A 26,703-nucleotide genomic window follows, 5' to 3' on the forward strand; every position below is an offset into this window, starting at 1 on the left:
AGCAAGCGTTATTGAGCCGTTGTATTTTCTAGCTATTCTTCCTGCTTCTTCAATAAATTCTCCAGATCTCTTGCCAGATAGTAATTTCCATGCTTCATCAATCATGATTAGAAAGGGACGCTTCCTATCACCTTTAACCATGCTCTGGTTAATATGAACAATCATGATTTGTACAATTACTGCAAGTAGTGCCGGGCTACTACGAAGATGATCAGTTTCAATTACTACTATATCTGAATTTAGTGATAATTTTGCCTTACCACTAAAAAACTTGCCATATTGCCCATCACGGGTAAATGGAAATAGCATATTACCAAGTTCTTGCGAGTAAGACTCTTCTCTTTTAAGCAACCAATCTGCTATGTCAGTTATCTCAGCTCTTGCTCCTTTTGCTTGCCAGACAGCTATTAAGGCCTTTTGTAGCATTGGTTGCTGCAAATCATTAGTGCCATACTGAGGAGCTGCCATGGTTGCTAGAATTGATGGAAAACTTGCTAGAAAATCTGCCTGTGCTTCAATTGAGCCTTCGCTGCCGTCTGCTGGAATTTCTGAAAATAGATTAATAGAAATAGGATTTTTTACATCAAATTCAATATAATTACCGCCCAGTAGCAAACAGGTTCTTTTAAATGATCTACCATAATCAAGAACAAATACTTTGCCGCCTATACCCAAAATTGATAGCATTAACTCCTGCATAAACACTGATTTACCAGATCCTGGTACTCCTGCTATACAAAGATTAAAATTTTCATTTGGAGCTGCATATGCACTATATAAATTTGAGCCAATTAATGCTGAACCAAAGGGCGACCAATACATAATCTGTCCTCTTCTACCGGTAAGTAACATTCCAGGAGAGCTTAAATCCCCTTTCCATTCACCAATGATAGGCAGTAACACCTTACTTTCTGAGGCAATAGTCCTTATACCTCTACCAAGATTTGATAATGCTACGCCAATCCCCCGAGTCCTTTTATTTAATATATTATTGAATCTATTAAATTTACCCATTAAAGAATTTGGTGCTGCTTCAACTAACTGCATCGGTAAACTAGCAAGCACTACTGCTAAATGATCATATTTACAAGGGACAAAATGCCAGCTACTTCGACGAAGCTGTGAGCAAAACTGTGATGCTGCCCCTTTGGCTTTATTCTTCTGATCCCACATAATGACATTTAAGTGGATATTTACTACTCTATCACCACTTTGCAAAGATGCTACTGCTCCTGCTAAATCTTCTGCTTCTAGTTGCAGATTAGGAAAGAATTTACCCATCCCGGCATTAATGTTTCTCTCTAAAGCTTCTCTTTTAGTAATAGCAGATGTTTTTGCCACTAACTGATTTGGTATAATCTGCAAACCAAAATGAATCAGAAAATTTGCTTTAATATATTCATCTCGTCTTAGCTCATTACCTAAAAACAAATCCATTGCCGATAATCGCCACTCAGAAGGTCTTTTTCCTGCCTCTAAGCTTATAAATATTTGATTATCATTAAGACTTACATAATCTTCCTGTTCATATAAAGAAAAATTACCAGGTAAAATCTGCTCAGATAATATTTCATAAGGATTAAGTTCAGGATGCTCTTCTTCTCTCCAGCCAAATATTAAACGGACAAATTTTAATAGCAATGTTGCCTCAACATTATAAGTAGTAAGACCAATTGATTTAAATGTATCTTGTAATACTTCTCTTCTTCGTATCATCTCATTAATATCAATCGTCAGCGTCGGAATAGTTACTGAAATTAATAACACGACATCTTTGATATTTCCCTCTGCCTTTGCTTTTTGCTCTAGAAACTTTGCTCTTCTACTGCTAAGCTCAGCAAAAATTGTACCTTTTCTATGTAATTGCCAGTTATCTAGATATTCTCTTATATGATCAGAGCCAATCATCAATATTTGAAAACTACTTCCTACCGGTAAATTCTCATCACTTTTTAAAAATTCTGCTATCTCTCCTTGAGCTTGCAAGCTTGTCCCAACCAGTGGCCAACCAAGTAGCACAAATCCTACTGAAGCCCTATTAAAAAACAAGCTACTCTCCTCATCATATGATTCATAAACAAAATGTTTAGCTAGTCTTTCCCGAGTAAAATCTTTATCAATTCCTGATGTCATTAATTATACCCTCCAAAGCATCTAGTAGAGCATCTCGATTTAAAATTAGGCTTATCATTATTATTATTTGGATTAAACATATCAAGATCTGCTATTTTATTTACTTCATATAAAGATTTACATTTTAGTCCTTGGGGCAGCGGGCAATCAAAATCGCTTCTATATGGCATCAACTTACAATTAGCAACGCTAAAGCTTAACATTAATAACAACAGCAGATTAATTATTTTATTATTCATTAAAAATTACCCGGATATTGTTGTTCTGACCGCAAATCAATATCTGTCATTTCATCATCATTCTTAATAAAACGTTCTTGCAATTTAGTTTTTGCCTTAGTAAAACTTGTCACTTTATTACCGGCATAATTTTGATAATTACTATAATTTGTGCTATTTTGCGAATAATCAGTAGTAGTTGGTGGTAGTACTCTATCTACTTTAGCAGCCTCTTTATTCTCTCTTAAATCAAAACCTTTTCTAAATACTACATCTATTACTCTACCTGAAGCTACAACAATTACCGGACTCATGCTTTCTGCCCGTTTAATTGCAAAATCAGCAAGCTTTTCTAAAGCATTACCGGTACCGGCATAAACACCGGTTTTAAGAGAATCCTGAGCTTTTAAGGCATTTTGTTGCCCGGTAATCGGTGACACCGGAAATATGCTATTTGTCGCCTGGTTCTGAAAAAATTGTGCTATCCCGCCAAGTACACCGTTAAGCACCGCCATCCTTGCTATATCTGATGATCTATCAACAACTATCCCTTTAATTCCAGGTCTACCATCTTCTCCTATTAACCAGCCTTCTACCGGTGTTTCAATTATCTTGCCGTTACGATTTAATAAAGATACCGTCTCTAACCGGCATTTAGCCCGCTCTGATGAAATATCCCCGCTGCAAGAACCAATTAAAATTGCTTCTTTGATTTGCTCCGTTTTATATCCTTTAGAAAAAATAGCTGTATCAACAAGCCTTATCATTATTGGCTCAGGAGATGCTGAGTTATTAGTGCCGGTTCCAACTACTACTCCAGTAAGCAGCACCCCTCTTGCAAAGCTGCCAGTAGTAATATAATCTTTAAAATCTTTTTTGAGCTCCACATCAGCTCTTTTTACATAACCAAGTAATCTTTTTACTGGAGCAGTAGGAGCAGCAACAATGCTTTGCTCAAGGTTATTATCTAGTAAATCTTCTATTTTTTGATTATTATTAAAATCATTGCCATCATATAATATAGTTTCTTCATGAGGCTCTCTAATGATTCTAACTTTTGACTAAAATCATCAATTTTAGTTTTAGTTTCTAAATATTTATTCTCTATTAGCTTTTCTAAATGATTCTGCATGTTTTTAACTTCATTTAATATTTCTGCAGTCCATTTAGCCCTTGGATCTATGGCCTTTTCTATTCCTGATATTTCCCTTGATTGTCTATCTTCTTGTAAACCTCGGGAAGCTTTTACCTCACTTTCTGACAATCCATAAAATACCAAAACCATTATTACTCCTATGCAAGCTAGCGTTACTAATGGTCTGTTTTTAATTATCTCTATAAGCCCTGATAATCTTTTACTAAATGTAGATGGTAATTTATGATCCTCTACTGTACTTTGTAATTCTTCCTGCTTATTGAAATCTTGATCCATTGCTTTTAATCAATATCTTAATTATCTAACTGATTTTCATCCCACTAGAGACCCACTCTAAATAAAACCCTAAAATAATACCAATAGCTACAATTGCTCCGGCAAGCCTTAAATTACCCCTGACTACTGCCCAGATTGATGATAAAATCGTTGCTCCTGATATCCCGATAGTTTTAAGTTTACCAGTAGAGAGCCCACCAATGCGATCTAACTGTCCTTCTAATGTTTCTCCTAAAGCAACTTCAGATAGTATTACATTTACACAAAAAATTAACAATACCGGCAATAAAGGATATATTATTCTTAAATACTGTTTATTATTTTCTTTTTCTATTACATCTTTGTTTTTTACATTCATGATGCTTATCTTCCTTATTATTAGTTAACTTTGTTACTTCTTGTTCTAAATCAAACTTAATGAGTCTAATAGGAGCTGGTTTAGTTTTAGTAAAATTCAAGATTAAATCTTGGGTCGTACCATTTTCTCCAATTAGAGTTAGGTAAAGTTTACTGTTATCTTGCTGCGGCAAAATAAACAAACAGCCCGAATCATGCACAACTATTTCTGCAGCTTCCCTAGGGTGAATAAAAATATCATTAATTTTTTCTCCTTCGATATTAATCCTAGTTGGAGCATCTTTGGCTATTTGCAGCTCTAACAAAGAATCAGCATGTAACATATAATGTGTCCCATAAGCATTACTACTAAAGCTTGCAAGCATTATTCCAACGCAAACTACTAATATCTGTAACTCTGACTTCAAACTTTTCATTGCTTATTTGCCTCTTCTTCCTTAATACCTGTAAGTAATAATAAATGATTTGCTCCTCGCTTGTAGGTTAACAAATAAGTTTTATCAGCTGCTATATGCTTATTCTCAGAAAACCAATAACGAAATGTTCCATTAATTAATACTCCATCCGCAATGACTTTTACTTTTTTAGGAAAAAATACTGATGAAACATTAGATCCTTTAACAAAATCTAAATGTTCTTTAAAAAACTTATCTAGCTGTTCTGTATTACTAGACACCACCTTCATATCTGCTATTTGCCTCTCTACTTCTTCTGGCGAAGTAGTAAATAATTCTTTCATTACAAAAACTGCCCATTCTTTAAGATAGGTCTCATGATAGCTTTTGGATGATACTATCATTCTTCTATCTGGCTCCATTGCCGGAATTAATAACCATTTTTCTTCCGTGCTAACTGTTTTAATCATCCCAAGAAGACTCGTAAACGCAAGCAGCAATGTGATAAGCAATAATCTCTTATTATATTTAACTAGCTGCTGAATAGAGCTTTGCTTAAATAAATGATCCATTACTTACCTATTTTTTTACCAAGCAAATTAGGATAAGAAGTAGGAGCATATAGCCATTTCTTAGCAACTAAATAACTCTTAAGTACAAAATACTCCGATAGTTTCTTAAACTTCTTAAATGCATAACAAAGTACAACTCCAGCTATAATGCATATTATACCAAGCTTAGCATGTCCACTATTCAGTAACACTATCCCAGGTACTATACCAAGTAAGATCACGAACCACTCATCTAAACTCAGTCCCATATATTTTAAGGAAGTAGTTAGTGACCAATATAATCTTTGATTAGCACAATTATTATTCATATAATAAGGTGATATTGCCGTTAATAGAGTTTTGCTAGTCATGACGTTAACATCCTAATTTTTACATTGCCAGTGGAGTTTTAAGCCATAACAAAAAAAGCGGTAATTCATTTAAAACTGTGACTATCTGGAGATAGAATCTATAGCTCTATCCATGAATTTATTGATAATTAGCAGTAATTTTGCTAATATTAATGAAATAAATTATTGGTAAGTTATGTATGTTTAGAAGTGATGTGGAGTTAAAACTAGAATGTTTAAAGCTTGCTATCCAGTTATGATGCTGTGGATCTTGCAAAACAATATTATCGTTTCCTTATAGAAAATAGTGAAAATGTGCCGATTCAATTCCTTTTTAATAATAAAACTAATTTAAATTAACCATTATAGTTCCAATTACTTATTTTGGGGTTAGTACGTTGCCAAAATTGTAACTACGATCTAGGGCTTCATCAGACCAAGTGACTTGCAATTTTTGTTACCCTCTTTTTTCTTCTTTACCTTCAAAAGATATTCTGTAATATCTTCAGCAGGTATACCACTATCATAATTCATCCACCAGCCATCTTCAGCATTTTCTATTTGAGCAATATCTTCTTTAGTAGTTGATAAAATATAATCTTTAATATCATTTATTATATTAGCTTTAAAAAATTCCTGTATCTTTTCTTTAGTAATAGTATTATCTGCTTTCTCTATAGCTGCATACCAAATAGAATGTGTATGTGTTAAATGACGTAAATAAGCAGCTGAATGTTCACCATAAAAAGAATATACTTTGTGAAGTAATTTTTTTGTTGCTAAGTTATAAATAGCAAAATCTATTTCTCCGGGCAAAGGAATTACATTATCTCTAAAGCTGCCAAATATTGAGAGTAAAGCTGGTACTACTGGCCCATTTTTCCAAGCCTTAATCTCTTCTTCAAACAACACTTTATCAAATAAAGCAAGATGAATACCTTGAGCAAAATATATTAACTTCTGCAGCTTTAACTGGGTTATACTATCCCATGCTTCTTTATCAACTAACACTAAAAAATAATTAGCTACACCAAAACAGCTAAGTACTTTAGCTTTTTCTTTAGTATTCATAATTATAAAATTCTTCATTGTTGTAAAATCTTCAAAAACTCAATAATTCTTAAGAGTATAGAAGAAGCAAAAAAGGAATTTCCAAGCTTGTTGCAACAATTGCTTTATTACTTTCCTCTTCTAGCCTTTCTGTTCTTATAGAACTCACTTAATACAGGAATTATTATAACATGAATAATATTAATTAATATATATTTAAGATTTTATATTTATAATAGTATTTACGGCTCTTTGCATATATTCTCGAGCAGTATCATTGGCAAGTCTAGCATAAACTGCCGTTGATCTTGGATCTCTATGATTTAGAAGTTGTCCTATTACATATTGATTTGCTCCAGTCATTGCCATCCAACTTGGTATTGTTCTTCTTAAATCATGTATCCTTAAATTTGCTATTCCTGCTTTTTTACAAATTCTATTCCATGCTTTCTTTGGTTCTTGTAGGTGACCACTACTGCTGCTCTCACTTGGAAATATCCAAATGCTATTAGATTGCGCTTTTCTTGCTTTTAATATTTCTATTGCCTGATCTAGTAAAGGTAAACGGTGCGGATCACCATTCTTAGTCTCTGGAAGATATAATTGTTTATCAGCAAAACTAACCTGTTCCCATTTCATAGTAAGTAAATTATCTTTACGAACTGATGTATACAAAGCTATTAAGAAAAAATCCTTCATTACTTTGTTTTTCTCATCTGCTATTGCTGTGAAAAATCGTGGTATTTCTTCCCTAGTTAAATAACGATCTCTAGATTGTTCCTGATGTTTCTTTATCCCAATAACTGGATTATTGTAAGCAATTCCAATTCTATTGCTTTACTAAATACAGGACTTAAAACTTCAAGAAATCTATTAGCTCCATATTTACCAGTTTTAGTTAAATTATTAAACAACTCTTGAATATCTGTTTTTTGAATAGTAGATATTTTTCTAGGATATAAATGTTTTGCATATCTATCTACAGAAGCGGCATAATCTTTCCATCTTTTATTATTAATTTTACTATATTCATTAAGGTATTTATCATAAAGCTCCTTAAAGGTCAGTTCTTTGGATAATCTAGCTTTTTCTTCTACAGGATTATATCCTTTGGCAATCTCACCCTTTAATTCAGATGCTTTTACTCTAGCATCATGAATTGATAAATCAGGAAATACTCCTATTTTGATTCTATGATATTTTTTATTAAGTACTGTACCTAAGTAAAATATTTTACTACCACCATATGATACTATTAACAATAATCCTTTTTCTTTGGTATCTTTATATACATCTCGTTTTGCCAGTGGAGCTTTAATCTCGTGAAGTAGCTCTTTAGTAAAAATTAGTGATTTAACTGACATAAATCCTCCCCCAGCTTAATACATATATAATTAAACTGTAATATGCTTTACTCAGAAAAACAAATCTTATGTTAAATAGGATTATACTTTAAAAAATGATTATTTATCCTAACTATATACAATTAAACAACCAATAGTTGCTATAATTTCTTAGCAAATTCAAAAGGTCCAGGTATATTTACAAGATAAAAATTGCTCATGAATTTGCACTCACTATATGCTCATCATATCCACATGTTATTTTCAAATTTGTAATATTTTTTAGAGATTGACAAATAACTGCAACTCTACTACAGTTAAGCTATAACTATTTGGTAATAAGGAAAAGCCTTAAATATGAGGGTTATGAGCTACAAATTAGTGTATGAGAAAAAAGCAAAAAAGTAGGGTGGGAAGGACTTTTACATTGACATCGTAAAGGTCGGTGGTTCGAGCCCACTATCACTCACCATTCTCCATTTTTTGGTATTTCTACAAAGGTATCAAACGGCGAACGCAGCATAAAGTATAGGCTTTTCAATGTTCAAAGAAGGTTAGAGAATATCAATTAGATAGGATAAAATTTATAAACCTTCGGTAGGGCAAATCTCCAAATGGTGACCGTTAATAAATACTTCAGCTTCTTTAGGGTTGGTCTCATAATCAAAATTTATTAATAACTCGTGTCTTGTGTTTTCATAAATTTTATCCGTTAATATACGTTTACCGGTGTTAATTTTTATTTCAACAGCATTCTCCTTCAAAAATTTAACTCCATTTATTCCATATTGATGATGTATTATTCCTTTCTCCATAGCTTTCTCAAACCGTGGCAGTAAAGAATCAACAGCTTTCTTTATTTTTTCATCAATAATACTATAACAATCTTGACCTTTATATTTACCTATATAAGTAGCTTCAGTATTTTTAATATACCCTTTCTCTAGAATATTCCATGAAGTGATATAATGAGTAATTTTATGACTTAATATATGAAGCTGTTGTTTTTTTAAGCTAATAATACTGATGAATTTTTTTGCATCATATTGCTTAAATAATTGATCTAAATCCTCTGCGTCATTAACCTCTCTAAAATCATTTTTAAAAATTTCTTCTTGTTTTTCCTTACTTAATTGGTTTGCATATTCCTTAGCTTTATTTATGTCATTATTAAGTAAAGCAGCATTTATTCCCATTTCTAAAGTTTCTTCATTTTGAGGGGCGTCTTCTAAAACTTTCTCTACATTTTGTAAAACGTTTTGAGCATTTTTAGAAACAAATTCTTTTGCATCTTCTGCCATTAGCGAGATGCTGGCAGCATTAAGGACTTCTGTTATTTCTTCTTTTTTTAGTGTATTTGCATTATAAATTATAGAATTTGGATCAGGAAAAGCTGCTAAAGTAGATAAATTTAAACTTTTATAAATAGCAATATTGTTGTTAGGAATGTTATTTAATATATTATGTGCTATATCCAATTGTTTTGTATAAATGGCAACCGAAAGTACAAGTAACTCATCAGTATTATTGACATCAGTTTTTTAAATTATTGTATTTAAATCCTTTGCTAAACATATTTTTTGTGCAATTTTTCTCTCATCTGAAAGAGCATTATATTTAGCAGTATATTTATAAAGCGCAAAACTTTGAACGTGGTAAGGTAATAAATTTTTAGAATTCATTGTCTCTAATTTTTCATTGGTGATATTATTTAAGTCTCGACCTAATTTTAGTAAAGCTTTAAGTCTACCTTCAGGCATCTTATTTAGTAAATTTTCTATATTTTTTGAATCAGAGTGATAACCATAGATAGTCCATAAATTATATATGATTTATTCCTCTTCAGGTAACCTATCTATTGCACTGTTATAATATTTTATAGCAAGTTCTAACTGACCAGTTTTATAATAAATAACCCCTAAGTTATACTGATACCAACCTATATTTTTGGCATTTACTTGATCATCTATAGTGATATTGCTAAGTGCTGCCGTAAGCAATTTTTTAGCTTCATCTAAGTGATTATTATTAATTAACATGGTAGAGAGCGTATATGTAATATTGTAATAATGCCTTATATGAGGCGTTAAATCTTTAATAATTTTATCTCCATACTCCATGATATAAACTGATTGACTAACTCAAATAAAGTATTGGTATAAGCTTTATGAATTTGAAATTCGTATTGGGAATATATTAAATTTAAATCTATATTTGCTTTTGACAATATATCTATAAATAATTTTTCTGCTACTTCCACATGGTTATTCATTATACTGCAATGTATAGCAGTGATCATCCCTTGAAGTTGAAGAAAAATATTTATAAAATTAATAGTTTCGGGTTCTTTATTTACAATAGGAGTACTATAAGTTTTGGGGCTTATAAAAATGCTAATTTCTTTATTCGCTTTTAATGCAACATGATATTTGCTTAAGGCTTCTTTCAGCACTTTATGTTCTTGAATATTTTTATATTCATAATTATCAAATAAAGTTTTTAGTGTATTAAGTTTTAGGCTTGTTACTTGTGGAATACCCAATTTTTTTGTTGTTTTGCTATCTAAAGAGTTTAAAAGAGTTGTTGCTATTTCTGCACTGGCATCTATAGAACTTTTTACATTTTTTAATGGTTCTATTCATTCCCCCGCTACAATTAAAGACTTTTTTGATTTAGACTCTATTATTTTATTGTGTGACAATGCTATAGGATTAAATTTTGAGACTGCTGAAGATTTAGGATTTTTTATCATAATAAATACTTATTAATAAATAGGCATGTATTATAAAGTAAACCCACTATTTTATAAATAAAATACTAATTTTTTAATTCAAGTTAATAACTTGAAGCATTTCTATTGGTATTTCACCCCTGCTATTTTAACTCTTAATAAACACCAATTCGTTATCGGATGAGTGTTTAGTACTAAATGCATAACCTAAATATGAGAAATTCTTAAGTAGCTCAGGTGAGTCAATTAGGTTGTTAGCAATAACCTTGACCATCGCCCCGCGAGCTTTTTTAGCATTTATACCGATTGTTGATAATTTACCGTTCCTATTTTCTTTAAAATGAACGTTAACTAATTGATATTTAAGTTTATTTGGGTTTATTACAGATGAATATTCTTGTGATGCTAGGTTGAGTAAATATTTATTTTCCTGTTTAGCAAGAATTTTATTAATATAATTAGTGACTTCATCTTGCCAAAAGTTTGTTAAATTTATTTCATTTAATTTTGTTGCCATTTCTAATCTATACGGCTTAATAGTATCTAGCGGTTTTAAGACTCCGTAAAGTCCTGATATAATAAGCAAATGTGATTGCAGGAAATTTAATTCATGATTAGTTAATTTTTCTATATGTATATTATTAAAAACATCTCCTGCATAAGCAAAAATAGCCGCTTTACTCTCTTGATTATCAAAATCCTTAAATCTTTCTTTATTTATATGTGCAAGTTTTGCACTTATATTCATTATTTTCGATAATTGATTCTCAGAATAGCTTTGGAGTGTAGAAAGTAGTTGATTAGTTAACGTAAGGGACATTGGAGTCGTCAGCTCCGTCTTGGGAGCTAACTTCTCGAAATTTAGAGTTTTAGCAGAAGAAATAATAGCAAGCATTTCTATCTAGCTGGAGTACTCGGAAGAGATGAAGTAGTGCTAGCGATATTTCTGTTAGTACTATCGATTGTTTGCATAATTGCATAGCTTGGATCACCGCCAAGCTCTACTACTTCTTTGGGTTTTGTAGTTTTTTGACCGGTACAGCCAATTAAAGCTATAGAAGCAAATAAAATTATTAAATACCTTATCATAAATACTCTGTTTTAATTTTACACTTAAGATAGCTGCCTATTATTATAATGTCAAGTGAGAGGAAAATTTTATTACCCTACCCTATAACCTTTCAGTAATAGTCTAAAGATTCTCCATAATATTTTAACTCTAATTCTGCATAATTTAAATTAGGTTCATCTTCGCTTCTTTCTATTTCGGGTTCAGATTTAAGCTTATCATAATTTTTTCTAGTGTTTAAAGAATATTCTAAAGTTTCTTCATATTCCCATCTAGGTGAGGGTGATTATCAGATTCTTTTTCTAAATATATCATTATTGATGATGTTTTTTCCTTTAAAGATTCATTACATAATTCTTCAACAATAGGATAATATTCTTTCTTATTCAGATACTAAAGGCATGATTGTTGGTGTACTATCATTTAAGTAATTATATAATGCTTCAAAAAAAAATCATATTTCCCATTACCTATAATATCGTGATATATAAAAGAGTCTATATTAAGTGCTTGAATAATCAGCTTCCCATCTATCGATAATATTTTTTTGAAGAGTTCTAAATCTTCAATATGAAGAGCCATGGAATATTATTATTTACTCCTTAAATAAATTTTTAGGCATTCTGTAATAAACCGTATTATAGAATTTTTCGCTGTCAGGAAATTTGCGTTTGCGGATAGAGAAATTACCGAAATTTCTGATTTCGATACGCTTTTGTTTTGTAAGAGATTCGTTTAAATAATCTAAAATTAAATCTACTGAATCTTTAACATCTTCTTTAGAAAGATAATTCAGCTTATCATGTATTTTATCTATTAAATAATTCTTAGTAATCATTATTAAAAAATCGCTTTGATTCCGTTAAAACTATTTTTAAAAAAACTAGGTGCTATACTATCAAAATCTTCAAGTATTATGTCTATTAATTTTGGTTTTGGTTTTAATTGGTAATCTTTAACTAGTAGATTAACATTAATTTTCTGAACTTCCTGTAACCATTTTAATGCAGTATCTTCCGAGCCTATAGCATCTACAAGCTTTAACTTTAAAGCCTGACGACCTGAATATACTCGTCCGTCTGCGAGCTTTTTTACTTCTTCTATAGGAAGATTACGCCTCTCTGCAACAAGTTCAAGGAAGAAATTATAAGTATCTTCTATATTTTCCATAATGGCTACCCGTACTGCTTCCGTCAGTTTTTCGGTAGGATTTGGGACAGCTTTTAATTCACCCGATTTGAAATTATTAAACTTAATCCCCAATTTTTGAGCAAGCTCCGTTACCTCGGCTGTTTGTAGTATTACACCGATTGAACCTGTAATAGTTCCGTTATGACTGATAATATAATCACCTCCAAGAGAGATTAAATAACCGCCGCTTGCAGCCATTGTTCCCATAACGATCACTACCGGCTTTTTTGCGGATATTTTACGCAGAATATTATAAATTTTTTCAGCGCCGACTACCGTACCGCCGGGAGAATTTACGTTAACTATTAACGCTTTAATATGAGAATCATCGATTATTTTTTTGAGCTTTTTGTCACGCTTTTCGTCTTCAAGAATTATTTCGTCTATTAATACGGAAGCTATATAGTCTGCATTACTATTAATAGGTAACACCTCTTTTGGAGCAAAATCTTTACCGACTAGTAAGAATACGATCGCAATTAAAATAATAGCTGCTAGCTTCCAAATTAACAAACGAGATTTTATTTGTCTTCTTTCAATTAAATAATCAGGTGTTATACTCATGATCTTATATACTTTTTTAGAATACTATAGTCAATGCAGACCTATACTGTGACAGGCGTGAGGAGCGCAGCCTATAATATAATAGGCGAGCCGACGCACAACGAAGCACAATATAGGTATCAATTGACTATAGACCGTTCTTAGGACGTTCAGGACTCTTCATCATCTCAAAAAACTCACCGTTAGTTTTAGTATTTTCAAGTTTTTTGAGTAAAAATTCTATTGCTTCACTGCTACCCATCGGATCGATAATACGACGAAGAACCCACATTTTATTTAATATTATTTTATCTACTAATAAATCTTCTTTTCTAGTTCCTGATCTAGTTATATCAATAGCCGGATAAATACGCTTATCGGCAATCTTACGATCTAGAACTATCTCGGAATTACCTGTACCTTTAAACTCCTCAAAAATTACCTCATCCATACGAGAACCGGTTTCAATTAAAGCCGTACCGATTATAGTAAGCGAACCGCCGTTTTCAATATTTCTTGCTGCCCCGAAAAATCTTTTAGGTCTCTGAAGAGCATTAGCATCAACACCGCCCGTTAATACTTTACCTGATGACGGTACTACGGTATTATAAGCACGAGCTAAACGTGTTATCGCATCTACTAAAATTACCACGTCTTTTTTATGTTCTACTAAACGCTTTGCTTTTTTGATAACCATTTCTGCAAGCTGCACGTGCCTACTTGCCGGTTCATCGAAAGTAGAGCTAACAACCTCCCCACACACGGAACGTTGCATATCGGTTACTTCTTCAGGTCTTTCGTCTATTAACAGTACTATTAAAAATACTTCCGGATTATTGGTTGTAATTGCATGTGCTATATTTTGTAATAATACGGTTTTACCTGTACGAGGCGGTGCTACTATTAATGCACGTTGTCCTTTACCCATAGGGGCAACAAGTTCAATAACCCGTGTACTAAAATCCTTACTATCTTTACTATTATTTTCAAGTTCTAATCCTAATTTTTCATCAGGATATAAGGGAGTTAAATTATCAAAATGAACACGATGATAAGCTTTAGCAGGGTCTTCAAAATTTACTCTATTGACTTTCAGTAAAGCAAAATAACGTTCTCCGGCTTTTGGAGCTCTGATCTGACCTTCTACAGTATCACCGGTACGCAGACCAAAGCGACGAATCTGACTAGGAGAAATATAAATATCATCAGGGCCTGCTAAGTAGTTTACTTCCGGCGAACGTAAAAAACCAAATCCGTCAGGTAGTACTTCAAGTACCCCCTCTCCCACTATTAAAACTCCCTGCTCTACGGATTTTTTCAAAATTGCAAAAACTAATTCTTGTTTAAGTAATGAATTAATATTTTCAATTTTTAATTCTTCTGCTTGAGCTTGTAGTTCCTCCGGTAATTTACGTTTTAATTGTTTTAAATTAATAATATTACCGTTCTCTGCAAAATTATTATAATTGTTATTGGATTCGGTATTGTTAAGTTCTGCTGTGGATTCTTTATTAGTTGTGTTCATTATTTTATTATTAATAGATTATAATTGAAAAGTTGAGTTAGCAATCAAGTTTAAAGGTAAGTAATATACTTATTTAAGTTAGGAATCAAATTAGATTTTTAGAAAGTTTTATTTATTCTTACGGTTTAAAGAATTATTTATCTTGTTAGCTTATAAGAGCTGGCTACGTATGTAAAAGCATACTAACAACGTTAATAGCACATTGTCAACCCAAATCGTCATTGCGAGCAGGTAATCGGTAAATGGTCATTGCGAGAAAATTACGAAGCAATCTTGGGGGTTTATTATTATTTCATGAGATTGCCGCACAGCTTACGGCTGCGTAGCTCATGACGACCCTGGTAACCTCTTCTCGCAATGACGGATCAATCAATCCACGTAACTCTAGCAATCCTTTGATTTTAACAATAACACATTTGTATTAAGTAATGGCATGCATACGTTTTTAACTTCATTTAATAAGGCCTCATTGCTTATTTCTTGGTTTAATTCGTTGCGTACCGCATCAAATATTTCTCTTAAACTTTTCTCTTCTACCATATATTTAAAAATATATTTAGTGCTTCTAAATATCGACATTGAGATATTAACATTATTTAATATCCCATTATTAATAGTAAAATTAATAGCATTATTTACTGCTGAAGGATTAGATTCCAAATGCTCATAAATTTGTTTAGCAAAATTGGCAATATTATGGAAGTACGGTATATTATCAAGGTCATCAAGAGAGGCTACACTATCTTTGTGATTTGATACGTAAAATGAATGTTTAATAATATTACCGGTAAGTATTTCGGAAATTGCTTCTCTAGTTACTTTATCCATCTTTTTAACTTTTTGTAGAAGTGAAAAATCTTTTATATAATTTTCCGGTCTTAATAAAATTTTCTCTAAAGGATCAAGATAATCAACAAAATTTAAGCTTGCTTTTTCTACGAATTCATATAACTCAGGAACGGAATAGGCTCTATCCTGTTTGTTCAGGAACATATCATAAACTCCGACGTCACCGAAATTTTGGTAATCTGAAAATAATTCCCAACCTCTTTTATACCAGTTAGTAGCAGGCAAATTATCTAGAATTAGTTTCCCGTTCATTACTTCTTCGACACGGCTCTTAGTATCTTTATTTATCATTTTCATTAAATCCTGAATTTGATAAACACCGGTACGTCCGTATTTAGCATATACCATTAAACCCATACCGCCGGTCGGCTTTAAAGAATCTTTTAGATTTTTTAAACCTTCATCAGGATTGGCTAAATGATGAAGCACGCCGGTACAATTTATATAATCGAATTTTCCAAGTTTTAGATTAGGTATATTTAATATTGAATCATTAATCCATTTAATATTTTTAAGACCTCGTACTTCTGCACGTTTTTGTGCTACTTCCATGCTAGGCTTGCTGAAATCTAGATATATTATTTCGGCATTTTTATCTTTTAACTGCTCGGCAAGATAAATAGTCGAATCACCGGTGCCGCCGCCTGCTATTAAGCACCTAAAATGATTATTAAAATTTTCTTTTCCTTGATATAGAAAATGGTTTAATTCTCCTAAGAACTCACCGCATGTTGCAAGTAAATATTCTTTTTCTTGATTTGGGTCTCTGAAAGGATAAGGATAATCTTGATAATGCTCTTGTACTTCTGCTAAGTCTTTAGAAATTGTAGTATTTTTTGTTTTCTTTAAATTTCGCATAAATTATTATTTTTTAAGTTGTTATTATATATACTTGTCTATCTACTCTTTTAGAAGTATATCTTTTATAATTAATTGAATAGTATAATTATCTTGCCAATTATTAGTTTTTAACGTTCCTATTACGGCAATATTTTTTGCTTTAGGGCTTAATAAAACATCTTCAAATGCAGTTCCTACCGAATTAAAAGCAATAGCAGATAAGGCTTTATTACCAAAGCCTCGCTTATTTGGAACAAGCATACATTTAATATGCTTACTTCCAACGATATCCGCTTTTAATACAAATAAATCATCAAATTTAAATATAGGCTCATGATTTCCTTGACCGAAAGGCTCTAAAGTGTTTAATTCCTCCATTAAAGGGAAATTCACACTATTAACCGTTAAATCAATATCATATTCCGCATGCTTATAATTTTCTAGTTTATTTATGCTAATTCTAAAAGCATTATTAAAAAAAATCTGCAATTCTTGTAATTTTTCAGCCGTTACGGTAAAACCTGCCGCCATAGCATGACCTCCGCCTGCTATTAGCAAATCTTTGCTTTTAGCATTGATAATTTCAGCACCAAAATCAATACCTAAAATAGAACGGCATGAAGCTTTACCAATCCCATCATTTAAAGCTATAACTGCCACCGGCTTATCAAATTTTTCTTTTAATTTGCCGGCAACGATTCCTATAACGCCTGGATGCCATCCTTCTTTTACGATAAATAATAAACTACTATCTTGTTGTGTCAAAGCAATTTCCATCGCTTCTTCTATCATTAATAACTCAATTACTTTACGTTCATTATTATGTTTTTCAAGTTCTTTAGCTAATTTATTTGCTTCATTAGAACAACTAGTAGATAGGAGATTAGCCCCTAAACTTGACTTTCCTACTCTACCGCCCGCATTGATACGCGGACCTAGAATAAACCCTAAATGATAACATTTTGGTATTTCATTAAGTCCTGCCATATCATATAATGTTTTAATCCCTATATTTTGCCTTTGTTGCATTACTTTCAATCCGCTTGCAACAAATGCACGATTTAAGCCTGTTAATTTCATCATATCGCAAACAGTACCAAGAGCCACTAAATCTAGATACTGCATTAGATTAGGCTGAAGCATTGTTTGCGTGAAATAATTTTGCTTCTTTAAATTCGATAATATTGCAGTTGCAAATAAGAAAGCAACTCCTACGGCTGCCAAATGTTTATATTCGCTTTTTTCATCAATACGATTTGGATTTACTATAGCTACTGCATCCGGTAATATTTCCGTAGCTATATGATGATCGATTACTATAACATCAAGATTAACGTCTTTTGCGTATTTTAGGGCTTCATGTGCCATAGCACCGCAATCAACCGTAATTAATAATTCTGTGCCGTTATCTTTAATTTTTTGCATAGCAAAAGGAGTTGGACCGTATCCTTCAGCTATACGATCAGGAACATAAATATCACATAGTATATTTAAATCTCTAAAAATATTTTTAAGTAAAGCGGCTGAAGTAGCACCGTCTACATCATAATCGGCAAAGATACATATTTTTTGGTTATTGAAAATAGCTGTAACGGTTCTATCTACAGCCTTTTCCATATCAAGTAGATGAAAAGGATCAGGTAATAAATTTTTGATTTTCGGTCTCAAGAAATGTTCTACTTCCTCTAGATTATTTACTCTTAATGATACTATCCTAGCAAGTAAATCACTAATTTTGAAACTACGACATAATTCGGTGACTATATCTTCGTTAATCATTTTCTGTTGCCAGATTTTACCGTTTATAGATGCTTGTGGTTTCATTTGTTTATTAGACTGTATTTTTACTGTATATTGTCATTGTGAGTAGGCATTGTTGCGTGGATCAATTTCACCTCTGTCAAGCCACGTGGTGACAGAGGTGAAATTGCTCCACGCAACAATGCCTACTCACAATGACAATATACACTTATATCTCTAAAAGTTTTTTAGCTTCATCATCCGCAATTAAAGCTTCAACAAACTCATCTAATTGTCCGTTTTTAACTACTTCGTCTATCTTATAAAGTGTTAAGTTTATTCTATGGTCGGATACTCTGCCCTGTGGGAAATTATAAGTACGTATCCGTTCCGAACGATCTCCCGAACCTATCTGCCCTCTTCTGCTATCAGCTCTTTCTTGTCCCTTTTTACGTCGTTCTTCTTCATAAATTCTAGCACGTAGAATTTTTAACGCCTTTGCTTTATTTTTATGCTGTGACTTCTCATCTTGCAAGGCTACGGTAATACCGGTAGGGATATGAGTTATACGTACGGCAGAATCGGTAGTATTAACGTGCTGTCCACCAGCCCCTGAAGCTCTATAAGTATCGATTCTTAAGTCTTTATCTTCAATTTTAATATCAACCTCTTCAGCCTCAGGAAGTACTGCAACCGTTGCTGCCGAAGTATGAATACGTCCTTGTGATTCCGTTTCCGGTACTCTCTGTACTCTATGAACGCCTGACTCAAATTTGAGCTTAGAGAATACATCTTTGCCTTTTATTGATGCCGATGCTTCTTTATAACCGCCTATTCCCGTATCGGAAATTGCTAATATCTCAAAACGCCATCCTTTTAACTCAGCGTATCTTTGATACATATTAAAAAGTACTGCAGCAAAAAGTGCAGCTTCTTCTCCACCGCTTCCTGCTCTAACTTCAATAATAGCACTTTTACTATCCGCATCATCTTTTGGTAATAAAGCAATTTTTACGGCTCTTTCAAGTTTTGGTAACGAATTTTCAAGAGTGTATATTTCGTCCTCAATCATTTCTAAAGTGGCATTATCAAGTCCCACTTCTAGCTTAAAATTATTTGCTTCTTCAAGCTCAGATTTAGCCTTATTATATTCTTTAATTTTTGCTACAACATCTTCAAGTTCCGCATATTCTTTAGATGCCTTAACAAACTCGTCTCCCATAATGCCGGAAGATAGTTTGTTGCCTAAATTTTCGTATTTATCTAAAATTTTTGCTAAATTATCTGAAAAACGCATGTTATTTTATTGTGATTTGTTTATGGGTGAGATTTCAACGTTATTGCGAGAAGCAACTGAAAGTTTCGACGAAGCAATCTCAGGATATTTGACGAGATTGCCACTCAGCCTATGGCTGCTCGTAATAACGACTTATATCAACATCCAAGCGGGACTCTCTATAAACTTTTTAAATGCTGCCAAGAACTCAGCACCGACTGCTCCGTCTACTACTCGGTGATCGGCAGAAAGAGTTACGTCCATAATTGTTGCTATAGTTATTTGATCATTCTTGACTATAGCACGTTTTGCACTAGCTCCGACGCTCATTATACAACTTTGCGGTGGGTTAATTATAGCATTGAAATTCTTAATACCATACATACCGAGGTTAGAAATGGTAAACCCTCCGCCCTGAAATTCTTCAGGGGTTAATTTATTATCTTTTGCTTTCTTTATTAATGCTTTCATTTCACGAGATAGTTCTAGAATGTTTTTTTGATTGGCATTTTTAACTATCGGTGTAACAAGCCCGTTCTCAATCGCCACCGCTACTGAAATATCGACATTATTGTAATATCTAATGGCATCTTCTCCCCAGCTAGCATTGGCATTTGGCACTTCTTGTAAAGCTTTGGCTACTGCTAAAATAATAAAATCATTAACCGATATCCTTGTTGATTTATCTTCAGAACAAGATTTATTAATGTCTTCTCTTATATCTAACAATTTATCGACATTACATTCTATAGATAAATAAAAATGTGGAACTGTTTGTTTAGATTCAAGTAGACGCTTGGCTATAATCTTGCGGATATTATTATTTGGTACTAAACGATATTCTTCAGGATTTCTGCTAACTATTTTATTATGAGCAGTGCTAGGAGTATATGATAAGATATCTTGTTTGACTATTCTACCGTGCGGACCGCTACCTTTCACGCTCTCAAATCTAATATTTCCCATTTTTGCAAGTCTTTTTGCAAGCGGTGAGGCGAATATTTTACTAGCATCATGTTTTATAACTGTTACCTGTTCTTCTACATTAGCTATATTCTCGTGGGGTTTCGGAAGATTAGCATCTGTTTTCGGTGACGGTGATACACTATTATTTTTTGCAATAAACGCATCAATGTCCGTTTTTTCTTCTCCCTCTTCACTTAACACGGCAATTAAAGAGTTAACAGGTACATTTTGACTATTTTGTGGGATAACTATTTTAGCAAGTATACCTTCGTCTACTGCTTCTACTTCCATCGTTGCTTTATCGGTTTCAATTTCAGCAATTACTTCTCCAGGATTCACTTTGTCTCCTTCTTTTTTTAACCACCTAGCTAGATTTCCTTCCGTCATAGTTGGAGATAAAGCAGGCATTAAAATTTTAATCGGCATAACTTATTTAGATTTGACTTTTTATTGTTGTTATTACAAGTCATTGCGAGGAGAAGCAAAGCCTCGACGCGGCAACCTCATGAAACAGTAAAATTCCTGAGATTGCCACACTCTCTACGTTCTCGCGCGCAATGACGATTTGAGTAGCTATTGTACCTTAATATCAGGGCTAACGATCATTATCATCTGTTTACCTTCCATTTTAGCATGCTGATCGATTTTAACGAGTCCTTCGAGCCCTACTTCTATACGTTTAAATAGTTCTTGACCGACCTCTTTATGAAGAATCTCTCGTCCCTTAAACCATAAAGAAATTTTTACTTTATCTCCGTCTTTTAAAAATTCTTTTATTTTTCTTAATTTAGTTTCAAAATCACCTATACTAATATTAGGTTTAAATTTCATTTCTTTAAGTACGACGATTTTTTGTTTTTTGCGTGCTTCATGCAAACGTTTTTTGCTTTCGTACTTAAACTTACCAAAATCTAGAATTTTACAGACAGGGGGTACAGCATTCGGTGATATCTCGACTAAGTCAAGACCAGCTCTTTCCGCCATATCTAATGCTTCTCTAATATTTACGACGCCGTGCATTTCGCCGTTTTCGCCTACTAAACGAACTTCTCTAGCTCTGATTTCTCTATTAGCCTTAGGAAAATTATTTTTAGAAATAAAATTTCTCCGTATTATGTTTATAAATAAATATATATTGCATTTAACTTATTTTATTTAAAATTACAAGTAAATAAAATATTTTATCTTTAATTTTATTTAGACAGTTTTAAAAAAATTGAAACTACAAGGCAAATTCCAAATATTAATAAACAGATTCGTGTTAATTTAGCGACTCTTGCCTGTATTTTCAAGTTTTTTAGGTCTATAGCATGCTTATGAGCTTGCTCTTGTTGTGCCATATGCATTAATTCCTGTAAAGTACCGGGATAAATACTCTCATACTCACTGATTAAATCAATTGGCGGTAATATATGTTCAAATTTTTTACGGTAAAAATTATTATCAGGTTCGTTTACACTAAAAGTCTTAGCATAACCTTTATTTAATCTATTATTTTTGTTAAAAAAACGTTTAGTCTCTTTCATATTCCTTTTTTATTTTTTGAAATGTATATAATATATTACTTTCAACTATTTTAAAATAATCAATTAATTGCGTTTCTTTTTTTTGCTGTTGTTTGGAGCTTTTCATATTTATTATATTCTTTAGCTCTGTATATACTAGTTTTATAAAACTTTGTTTCATTGATTATACTAAATTTATAAAATCTATTTTTGGTATTAGCGGTTCACCCCTAAAATTTATAGCATTATTAAATTTATTGCAACAGGTTATAAAATTTTTATCACATCCGGCAGTAATTTTTATTTCCTCGGCATCTTTAACATAATCCGGTATAATATCCTCTAATATAATCAAATCACCGAAATTGCTTAGAACTTTACTGTTAAAATGATTTTCGCTGAATATAATTTGACCGCCGTTATAATAGCCGTTTTCTTTATCTAAATCTAGTATTCTTAAACTGTCCTTGAGCATTTCTTTAACCTTATACATGCCACTATATAAAGCTTTATCTATTTTACATTGACTATCTCCGAAAACTGCTCTACATGTTTTGCTATATCGATTAATTATAGTCTGATTATATTTTACCGTTTCGGGTTTTAAATGTATTTAAAAGTTTAAATCGTATTTTGTATATAAAGTGCAATAATATGTAACGAAATGCTCAAAAACTTTGTCAGTATATATTATTATTTTAACAATAGCATTATTTAAATCGATTGTTGTCGTAATGCCGTTTTCCTCAAAAATACCTTCAATGATTATATGGTTTTGTGCGGAATCATTAAATTCTGCTTCTTTTAAATCTAAACTGGAATTCGGTAAAAAAAACTCTCTCTTCACTTTTTATAGCATGATCGCTATTTGTTAAGTTTAATTCCTCACCGCTAGCTCGCTTAATTTGAAAACAATAAACAAAATTCGTAAGCTTTGTAATTACCTCTTCAATCGCAATACTCATATAATCACCTACACTAACTCTATGTTGGATAACGCTATAGAACCATCATTACAATAAGAATATTCAAAACTATCTATACTAAATCTAACTGCTACGTCAAAAGTAAAATCAGCAGTTAAAATTACATCTTGAACTAAGGGACTTGGTAAGGTCACTATACCATCGTTGTAATCTACAATGCCCATAGTTCTTACATTATTAATATATAGAATTACGCTATTATTAACCGGTTTAGTGATAACTCGTTCGTAAGGAGCAATAGGATCGCTATATATCTTCCTTAGCTGAAATTTATTTAAATTACCGTCCCCTTTAGCAATAACTTCGTTAATTCCTCTATAATCTGCATAATTCCTAAATCTCAAAGCAAAATTACTTCCACATCTTGCTTTAAAAAAGCTATTAAATTGCTCAAATTCCGTACTGCTTAACCTTGCATTTTTGATTAAATATTTCTGACTCGTTAATTGCGAAAGGATCTTCACTATTTTGCTGTTGACATATTTCAATAGTTTTTACGTGAGTAACAACACTTGGTTTGAGAAATTTTTCATTAATATTTACTGACAATAAGGAGGTATTTGTACATTGTTCATGCTTAAGTTCTCTTCCGACTAAGACCATAATATCTCTAAATTGTGTTATATTTATATTTTGAAGTTCATAATTAGGCATTTTTTATTATACTTCGTCCTATAATTCTACTAAACCTTCACATGCGTTGTTATTACCCGTAAATAGTGTACATTTAAAAGCTTTTTCAATTTTATAAGATCTTGCATTAATGTACGAATGTTATTAGAAGCAAGTTTTTTAAATTCGTTTAATTGCTCATATGCATTTGTTAAAAACGCTTGAGACAGATAACTTGGGTTGTTATTCTCTTGGGGCATATATTTATTACCTTGTTAAATTGGAGCTTAAGTAGAAGTTAACAAAAATTAAATCTACAATTTAAATTTAGTAATATTTTTATTAAAAAAAAGTTCGGCAGTGGAAAAAGAGATTATTTTTTTGGAAGGTAGTTGCAATATTATTCTGCCAGTATTATCGATATCTTTAAAAAGACCGGTTACTATATCATTTTGATATTTAACGCTAATATTTTCATATAACTTATAAGCATGTTCTAACCATTTTTTTTTAATAAAAGGAAAACCGTGATTATGCCAAATTTGATAATATTCTTCAAAATTTTCTATTAATATCTCAAGTAAAGCTTGCGGTTCTATAGGTGGTAGATTTTCGCTTATTAAGCTAGTAGTAGGCTGGTCGATATTATCAGGGTGATAGGTAATATTAATGCCGATACCGATAATAAGGTAATAATTATTTTCTACTTTAACAGATTCAAGAAGTATACCGGCAATTTTCCGACTGTTAATTAATACATCATTGGGCCATTTTAGTTGTATAATGTTATTTTCGTTCCTTATGTCATTCCCGCGAAAGCGGGAATGACATATAGAACTATGGGAGTGACATAAAGAGGTTATACTATCATAAACGCTAAGTGCCATAACAAAAGATAATTGCGGCAATAATTCTAGCTCTTTATCAGGCTTTATTAGTAAACTTACATGTAAGTTACCTGACCTAGACTGCCAGTTTTTGCCGCTTCTACCACGTCCATTAGTTTGAGATTTGGCAAGTACTGCATAGTTTGAATCAACATTAGCATTCTGAGCCATTTTCATAGCCTCAGAGTTTGTACTGTCTAGCTTGTCAAAAACAATTAGTTTAAATTTACCGATATTCATTTTTTTTTAGTAGTCGTCATTGCGAGGAAAGGCGAGCTTTGTTGCATGGCTCGAAAAACCCGCTCGATGTCATTCCCGCTTTCGTGGGAATGACATAAAAACACCTAACTTGCCCCCTACTGACATGACTTGTAGCTACACTATGTTTGCTTTGAATTTTTGGTGCTTCGCTTTTACTCTTAGTTATAAAGCTTTCTAAATCTTGTTTAGTAAATTTAAACTTAGCAATATTTTCATCAAAGGTTTTAGTTTTATCAAATCTTACATCTTTATTTTTATCTATTCCAAGTACCTCAATGAAACTATCTTTTATTTTACTTGAAGCAGTAGTATCATTTAAGGTATACAATAAAGCGTTCAATGAGTTTGTATCGCTTTTAGTGTATTATTACGATTAGTTGCAGCAATAATTACATATTCTTTAAGCTTTTCATTTAATTCTTTTTCGTTTAATGCTCTGGTTTTACAAAATGATAATAACATCTTTGCTTTACCATCATGATTTTCAATAACTCCTTCTTGCCATTTAGAAGTATTATTTTCTTTTGACTGAATAAACATTTCTAACAATTTAGTGCCAAATGTTTTATGTAGATTTTTATTATCATAAACTTCATAAACATTTAGTAGAACTTTTTGATGGTCAAATATTTTATCTGCTTCTTTGCCAAGGTCATGATTATTCAAATGTTCTCTAGTTTGACAATATCCTTTATTTAATATACAAATAATTAGAATATTTTGGTGCATCTTTGAAATCCAAAGTATCTATTCCGGCAGTATCTGAAACAACAGTGTTTAAAGCATTTTCACGTAACTGTTCATTAGTTGCTCTTAGAGTTTCAGTATATTTAAATTTTCCTCCTACTTTTGCAAGCGTCTTAAATAATATATCAGCTAAAAACTTTACGATATCACTTGGGCTGTCAAATTTTTTTGCACTATATATAGCAATATTTGCATCAGCTTCCATACCCGTACCCAAAAGCCATAGCTAGAGTTCTACCTTGTTTTTTAGCTAATGGAATCTCCTCCATATTATCAGTTACTGCTTTTGTATCAAATGCCAGTTCATTGCCTTTAAAATATTTTGTTGGTATATTATCTCTATATTCGCCGTCTATATATTTTTTACTGTCAATTTCTACCGGCTTAAAAACAAGCGGTATAGAAGCAGAAGCACAGCAAGCTAAAGCAATTTCAACATTTGGCGTATCAAAGCTATTGAAAATAGTTAGTTCACTTGTCTCTTGCTGAGTTGCCATAATTACTAAATCTTTATACTGCACTGGATCATATTTTCGCAGTAACGCTATATCCTTAAAATATATTTTACCGTCTTTTTGGTTGTATCTTTCTCTTAATTCATCAAGAGCTTTATAATATTTAACATTTACTATATCTGATCTCTGTAAAAAATTTCCTATATTTTCTTTAATAACAAGTTCTAATAGAGCATATAAAGGTTTACCGTCTTTATTTAACTGTACTATATCCGCAGAAAATCCTTTTTTTCCAAGTAAAGTTTGCAGATTTGTATTTTTAGAAATTTCTTCAAATCGCGCAGGCGGGTGTCCCAAGAGCTACCACTGTGGCAGTTATAGCACCAGCGGAAGAACCTGCTACCGCCTTGACATTATCTAAAATACCAGCTTTTTTTGCTGCCTCATAAGCTCCGGAATATATTGTGCTCCCTTAGCTCCTCCTCCACTAAAAGCTATATATTCGATAGGAGCTTTCTGTGCTTGCTCTAACTCCTGCAATGTTTTTGTTTGATTGCTAGAAGATTGTTGAATTTTTTTAGGTTTTTTAACTCCTCTAATATATCAGATTGCTCATTAACTACAGGAGTTTTTGACTCTTGCTTCAGATTATTAATAATAGGATGTTTTCTTACCTTTATATCAGCCATAG

General features: G+C 32.1%; 26 protein-coding genes and 4 pseudogenes. 1 reads left to right on the forward strand and 29 read right to left on the reverse strand.

Translation table 11 applies throughout. The features are described from left to right. The 13 genes and pseudogenes from RAT170B_RS04985 to RAT170B_RS11590 form a co-directional block, all read right to left on the reverse strand. Positions 1-2,133: TraC family protein (locus RAT170B_RS04985; RefSeq protein ID WP_045805768.1), on the reverse strand; the 2,133-nt coding region annotated here is incomplete at its 3' end. Beyond that, on the reverse strand, positions 2,133-2,372 hold the full coding sequence (locus tag RAT170B_RS04990; protein WP_045805769.1) for a hypothetical protein: 240 nt from the start codon (positions 2,370-2,372) through the stop codon (positions 2,133-2,135). The genes RAT170B_RS04990 and RAT170B_RS04985, both read right to left, overlap by 1 nt. After that, a pseudogene (locus RAT170B_RS12160) lies at positions 2,372-3,783 on the reverse strand (TraB/VirB10 family protein). The gene RAT170B_RS04990 and the pseudogene RAT170B_RS12160 overlap by 1 nt, the downstream one beginning before the upstream one ends. A 25-nt stretch (positions 3,784-3,808) precedes the next feature. Further along, positions 3,809-4,141 carry a hypothetical protein gene (locus RAT170B_RS05000; RefSeq protein WP_045805770.1) on the reverse strand — a complete coding sequence of 111 codons (333 nt, stop codon included), beginning with the start codon at positions 4,139-4,141 and terminating at the stop codon, positions 3,809-3,811. Continuing rightward, positions 4,101-4,556 carry a hypothetical protein gene (locus tag RAT170B_RS05005; RefSeq protein ID WP_045805771.1) on the reverse strand — a complete coding sequence of 152 codons (456 nt, stop codon included), beginning with the start codon at positions 4,554-4,556 and terminating at the stop codon, positions 4,101-4,103. Before RAT170B_RS05005 ends, RAT170B_RS05000 begins: the two co-directional genes overlap by 41 nt. Then, positions 4,553-5,107: a TraE/TraK family type IV conjugative transfer system protein gene (locus RAT170B_RS05010; RefSeq protein ID WP_045805772.1), complete on the reverse strand. Its 555-nt coding sequence runs from the start codon at positions 5,105-5,107 to the stop codon at positions 4,553-4,555. Before RAT170B_RS05010 ends, RAT170B_RS05005 begins: the two co-directional genes overlap by 4 nt. Further along, positions 5,107-5,415, reverse strand: coding sequence for a hypothetical protein (locus tag RAT170B_RS05015; protein WP_045805847.1), 309 nt, complete (start codon positions 5,413-5,415; stop codon positions 5,107-5,109). The genes RAT170B_RS05010 and RAT170B_RS05015 overlap by 1 nt, the downstream gene beginning before the upstream one ends. A gap of 441 nt (positions 5,416-5,856) precedes the next feature. Continuing rightward, a complete protein-coding gene (locus RAT170B_RS05020) occupies positions 5,857-6,507 on the reverse strand; it encodes a Panacea domain-containing protein (protein ID WP_045805848.1) in 651 nt (216 codons plus the stop codon). A 195-nt stretch (positions 6,508-6,702) separates the two neighbouring features. Then, positions 6,703-7,850 (reverse strand): annotated as a pseudogene (locus RAT170B_RS05025) (tyrosine-type recombinase/integrase). A 563-nt stretch (positions 7,851-8,413) separates the two neighbouring features. Next, on the reverse strand, positions 8,414-9,307 hold the full coding sequence (locus RAT170B_RS11575) for a hypothetical protein (protein WP_261368726.1): 894 nt from the start codon (positions 9,305-9,307) through the stop codon (positions 8,414-8,416). A 63-nt stretch (positions 9,308-9,370) separates the two neighbouring features. Beyond that, positions 9,371-9,589, reverse strand: coding sequence for a hypothetical protein (locus tag RAT170B_RS11580; RefSeq protein ID WP_045805773.1), 219 nt, complete (start codon positions 9,587-9,589; stop codon positions 9,371-9,373). A gap of 72 nt (positions 9,590-9,661) precedes the next feature. Next, a complete protein-coding gene (locus RAT170B_RS11585) occupies positions 9,662-9,949 on the reverse strand; it encodes a tetratricopeptide repeat protein (RefSeq protein WP_261368727.1) in 288 nt (95 codons plus the stop codon). Beyond that, positions 9,916-10,371, reverse strand: coding sequence for a hypothetical protein (locus RAT170B_RS11590; RefSeq protein ID WP_014120836.1), 456 nt, complete (start codon positions 10,369-10,371; stop codon positions 9,916-9,918). Before RAT170B_RS11590 ends, RAT170B_RS11585 begins: the two co-directional genes overlap by 34 nt. Before the next feature lie 13 nt (positions 10,372-10,384). On the opposite strand from RAT170B_RS11590, the gene RAT170B_RS12165 reads away from it, so the two are divergent. Continuing rightward, a complete protein-coding gene (locus tag RAT170B_RS12165) occupies positions 10,385-10,597 on the forward strand; it encodes a hypothetical protein (RefSeq protein ID WP_014014382.1) in 213 nt (70 codons plus the stop codon). 111 nt (positions 10,598-10,708) lie between these two features. On the opposite strand, the gene RAT170B_RS05060 is transcribed toward RAT170B_RS12165, so the two are convergent. From RAT170B_RS05060 to RAT170B_RS10545, 16 genes and pseudogenes are all read right to left on the reverse strand, one after another. Beyond that, positions 10,709-11,455: a YaaA family protein gene (locus RAT170B_RS05060; protein WP_014014381.1), complete on the reverse strand. Its 747-nt coding sequence runs from the start codon at positions 11,453-11,455 to the stop codon at positions 10,709-10,711. Between the two features lie 2 nt (positions 11,456-11,457). Then, positions 11,458-11,649, reverse strand: coding sequence for a hypothetical protein (locus RAT170B_RS05065; protein WP_045805774.1), 192 nt, complete (start codon positions 11,647-11,649; stop codon positions 11,458-11,460). A 575-nt stretch (positions 11,650-12,224) separates the two neighbouring features. Next, positions 12,225-12,467 carry an HU family DNA-binding protein gene (locus tag RAT170B_RS05070; protein ID WP_045805775.1) on the reverse strand — a complete coding sequence of 81 codons (243 nt, stop codon included), beginning with the start codon at positions 12,465-12,467 and terminating at the stop codon, positions 12,225-12,227. A 2-nt stretch (positions 12,468-12,469) separates the two neighbouring features. Next, positions 12,470-13,384: a signal peptide peptidase SppA gene (sppA, locus tag RAT170B_RS05075; protein WP_045805776.1), complete on the reverse strand. Its 915-nt coding sequence runs from the start codon at positions 13,382-13,384 to the stop codon at positions 12,470-12,472. Positions 13,385-13,511: 127 nt separating this feature from the next. Beyond that, positions 13,512-14,888: a transcription termination factor Rho gene (rho, locus tag RAT170B_RS05080; protein ID WP_045805777.1), complete on the reverse strand. Its 1,377-nt coding sequence runs from the start codon at positions 14,886-14,888 to the stop codon at positions 13,512-13,514. A 384-nt stretch (positions 14,889-15,272) separates the two neighbouring features. After that, on the reverse strand, positions 15,273-16,595 hold the full coding sequence (locus RAT170B_RS05085; protein WP_014014375.1) for a class I SAM-dependent methyltransferase: 1,323 nt from the start codon (positions 16,593-16,595) through the stop codon (positions 15,273-15,275). Between the two features lie 42 nt (positions 16,596-16,637). Further along, a complete protein-coding gene (gene recJ / locus RAT170B_RS05090; protein ID WP_045805778.1) occupies positions 16,638-18,401 on the reverse strand; it encodes a single-stranded-DNA-specific exonuclease RecJ in 1,764 nt (587 codons plus the stop codon). A 145-nt stretch (positions 18,402-18,546) separates the two neighbouring features. Beyond that, positions 18,547-19,614, reverse strand: a complete 1,068-nt coding sequence (gene prfA / locus RAT170B_RS05095) for a peptide chain release factor 1 (RefSeq protein WP_014014373.1) — start codon at positions 19,612-19,614, stop codon at positions 18,547-18,549. Between the two features lie 132 nt (positions 19,615-19,746). Next, positions 19,747-20,985 (reverse strand): pyruvate dehydrogenase complex dihydrolipoamide acetyltransferase, encoded by a 1,239-nt coding sequence (locus RAT170B_RS05100; protein WP_045805779.1) that lies wholly within the window; start codon positions 20,983-20,985, stop codon positions 19,747-19,749. 147 nt (positions 20,986-21,132) lie between these two features. After that, complete coding sequence (gene infC, locus RAT170B_RS05105; RefSeq protein ID WP_081497909.1) at positions 21,133-21,693, reverse strand: translation initiation factor IF-3; 561 nt, start codon at positions 21,691-21,693, stop codon at positions 21,133-21,135. Between the two features lie 59 nt (positions 21,694-21,752). Then, entirely contained in the window at positions 21,753-22,085 is a 333-nt protein-coding gene (locus tag RAT170B_RS05110; RefSeq protein WP_045805780.1) for a DUF2335 domain-containing protein, read from the reverse strand. Positions 22,086-22,248: 163 nt separating this feature from the next. Then, entirely contained in the window at positions 22,249-22,677 is a 429-nt protein-coding gene (locus RAT170B_RS05115; protein WP_082068671.1) for a phage BR0599 family protein, read from the reverse strand. Between the two features lie 123 nt (positions 22,678-22,800). After that, positions 22,801-23,029, reverse strand: a pseudogene (locus RAT170B_RS05120) (hypothetical protein); the annotation flags it as partial. An 8-nt stretch (positions 23,030-23,037) separates the two neighbouring features. Next, positions 23,038-23,514, reverse strand: coding sequence for a TIGR02217 family protein (locus RAT170B_RS05125; RefSeq protein ID WP_045805782.1), 477 nt, complete (start codon positions 23,512-23,514; stop codon positions 23,038-23,040). A 462-nt stretch (positions 23,515-23,976) separates the two neighbouring features. After that, complete coding sequence (locus RAT170B_RS05140; RefSeq protein ID WP_045805785.1) at positions 23,977-24,789, reverse strand: biotin--[acetyl-CoA-carboxylase] ligase; 813 nt, start codon at positions 24,787-24,789, stop codon at positions 23,977-23,979. Between the two features lie 112 nt (positions 24,790-24,901). Then, positions 24,902-26,701 (reverse strand): annotated as a pseudogene (locus tag RAT170B_RS10545) (patatin-like phospholipase family protein); the annotation flags it as partial. Positions 26,702-26,703 lie beyond the last annotated feature (2 nt).

Source organism: Rickettsia argasii T170-B (assembly GCF_000965185.1).
GTDB lineage: Bacteria > Pseudomonadota > Alphaproteobacteria > Rickettsiales > Rickettsiaceae > Rickettsia > Rickettsia rickettsii.

What these genes read in the sequence shown, in the direction of transcription:
- RAT170B_RS05110 (WP_045805780.1), bottom strand. Translation starts at nt 22,085, where the DNA reads ATGAAAGAGACTAAACGTTTTTTTAACAAAAATAATAGATTAAATAAA.
- RAT170B_RS04990 (WP_045805769.1), bottom strand. Translation starts at nt 2,372, where the DNA reads ATGAATAATAAAATAATTAATCTGCTGTTGTTATTAATGTTAAGCTTT.
- recJ (WP_045805778.1), bottom strand. Translation starts at nt 18,401, where the DNA reads ATGAAACCACAAGCATCTATAAACGGTAAAATCTGGCAACAGAAAATG.
- RAT170B_RS05085 (WP_014014375.1), bottom strand. Translation starts at nt 16,595, where the DNA reads ATGCGAAATTTAAAGAAAACAAAAAATACTACAATTTCTAAAGACTTA.
- RAT170B_RS05100 (WP_045805779.1), bottom strand. Translation starts at nt 20,985, where the DNA reads ATGCCGATTAAAATTTTAATGCCTGCTTTATCTCCAACTATGACGGAA.
- RAT170B_RS11580 (WP_045805773.1), bottom strand. Translation starts at nt 9,589, where the DNA reads ATGCCTGAAGGTAGACTTAAAGCTTTACTAAAATTAGGTCGAGACTTA.
- RAT170B_RS05060 (WP_014014381.1), bottom strand. Translation starts at nt 11,455, where the DNA reads ATGCTTGCTATTATTTCTTCTGCTAAAACTCTAAATTTCGAGAAGTTA.
- RAT170B_RS05005 (WP_045805771.1), bottom strand. Translation starts at nt 4,556, where the DNA reads ATGAAAAGTTTGAAGTCAGAGTTACAGATATTAGTAGTTTGCGTTGGA.
- RAT170B_RS05000 (WP_045805770.1), bottom strand. Translation starts at nt 4,141, where the DNA reads ATGAATGTAAAAAACAAAGATGTAATAGAAAAAGAAAATAATAAACAG.
- sppA (WP_045805776.1), bottom strand. Translation starts at nt 13,384, where the DNA reads ATGAGTATAACACCTGATTATTTAATTGAAAGAAGACAAATAAAATCT.
- RAT170B_RS05010 (WP_045805772.1), bottom strand. Translation starts at nt 5,107, where the DNA reads ATGGATCATTTATTTAAGCAAAGCTCTATTCAGCAGCTAGTTAAATAT.
- RAT170B_RS05070 (WP_045805775.1), bottom strand. Translation starts at nt 12,467, where the DNA reads ATGATTACTAAGAATTATTTAATAGATAAAATACATGATAAGCTGAAT.
- RAT170B_RS05140 (WP_045805785.1), bottom strand. Translation starts at nt 24,789, where the DNA reads ATGAATATCGGTAAATTTAAACTAATTGTTTTTGACAAGCTAGACAGT.
- RAT170B_RS11585 (WP_261368727.1), bottom strand. Translation starts at nt 9,949, where the DNA reads ATGGAGTATGGAGATAAAATTATTAAAGATTTAACGCCTCATATAAGG.
- RAT170B_RS05015 (WP_045805847.1), bottom strand. Translation starts at nt 5,415, where the DNA reads ATGAATAATAATTGTGCTAATCAAAGATTATATTGGTCACTAACTACT.
- rho (WP_045805777.1), bottom strand. Translation starts at nt 14,888, where the DNA reads ATGAACACAACTAATAAAGAATCCACAGCAGAACTTAACAATACCGAA.
- prfA (WP_014014373.1), bottom strand. Translation starts at nt 19,614, where the DNA reads ATGCGTTTTTCAGATAATTTAGCAAAAATTTTAGATAAATACGAAAAT.
- RAT170B_RS05065 (WP_045805774.1), bottom strand. Translation starts at nt 11,649, where the DNA reads ATGATAAGGTATTTAATAATTTTATTTGCTTCTATAGCTTTAATTGGC.
- RAT170B_RS05020 (WP_045805848.1), bottom strand. Translation starts at nt 6,507, where the DNA reads ATGAATACTAAAGAAAAAGCTAAAGTACTTAGCTGTTTTGGTGTAGCT.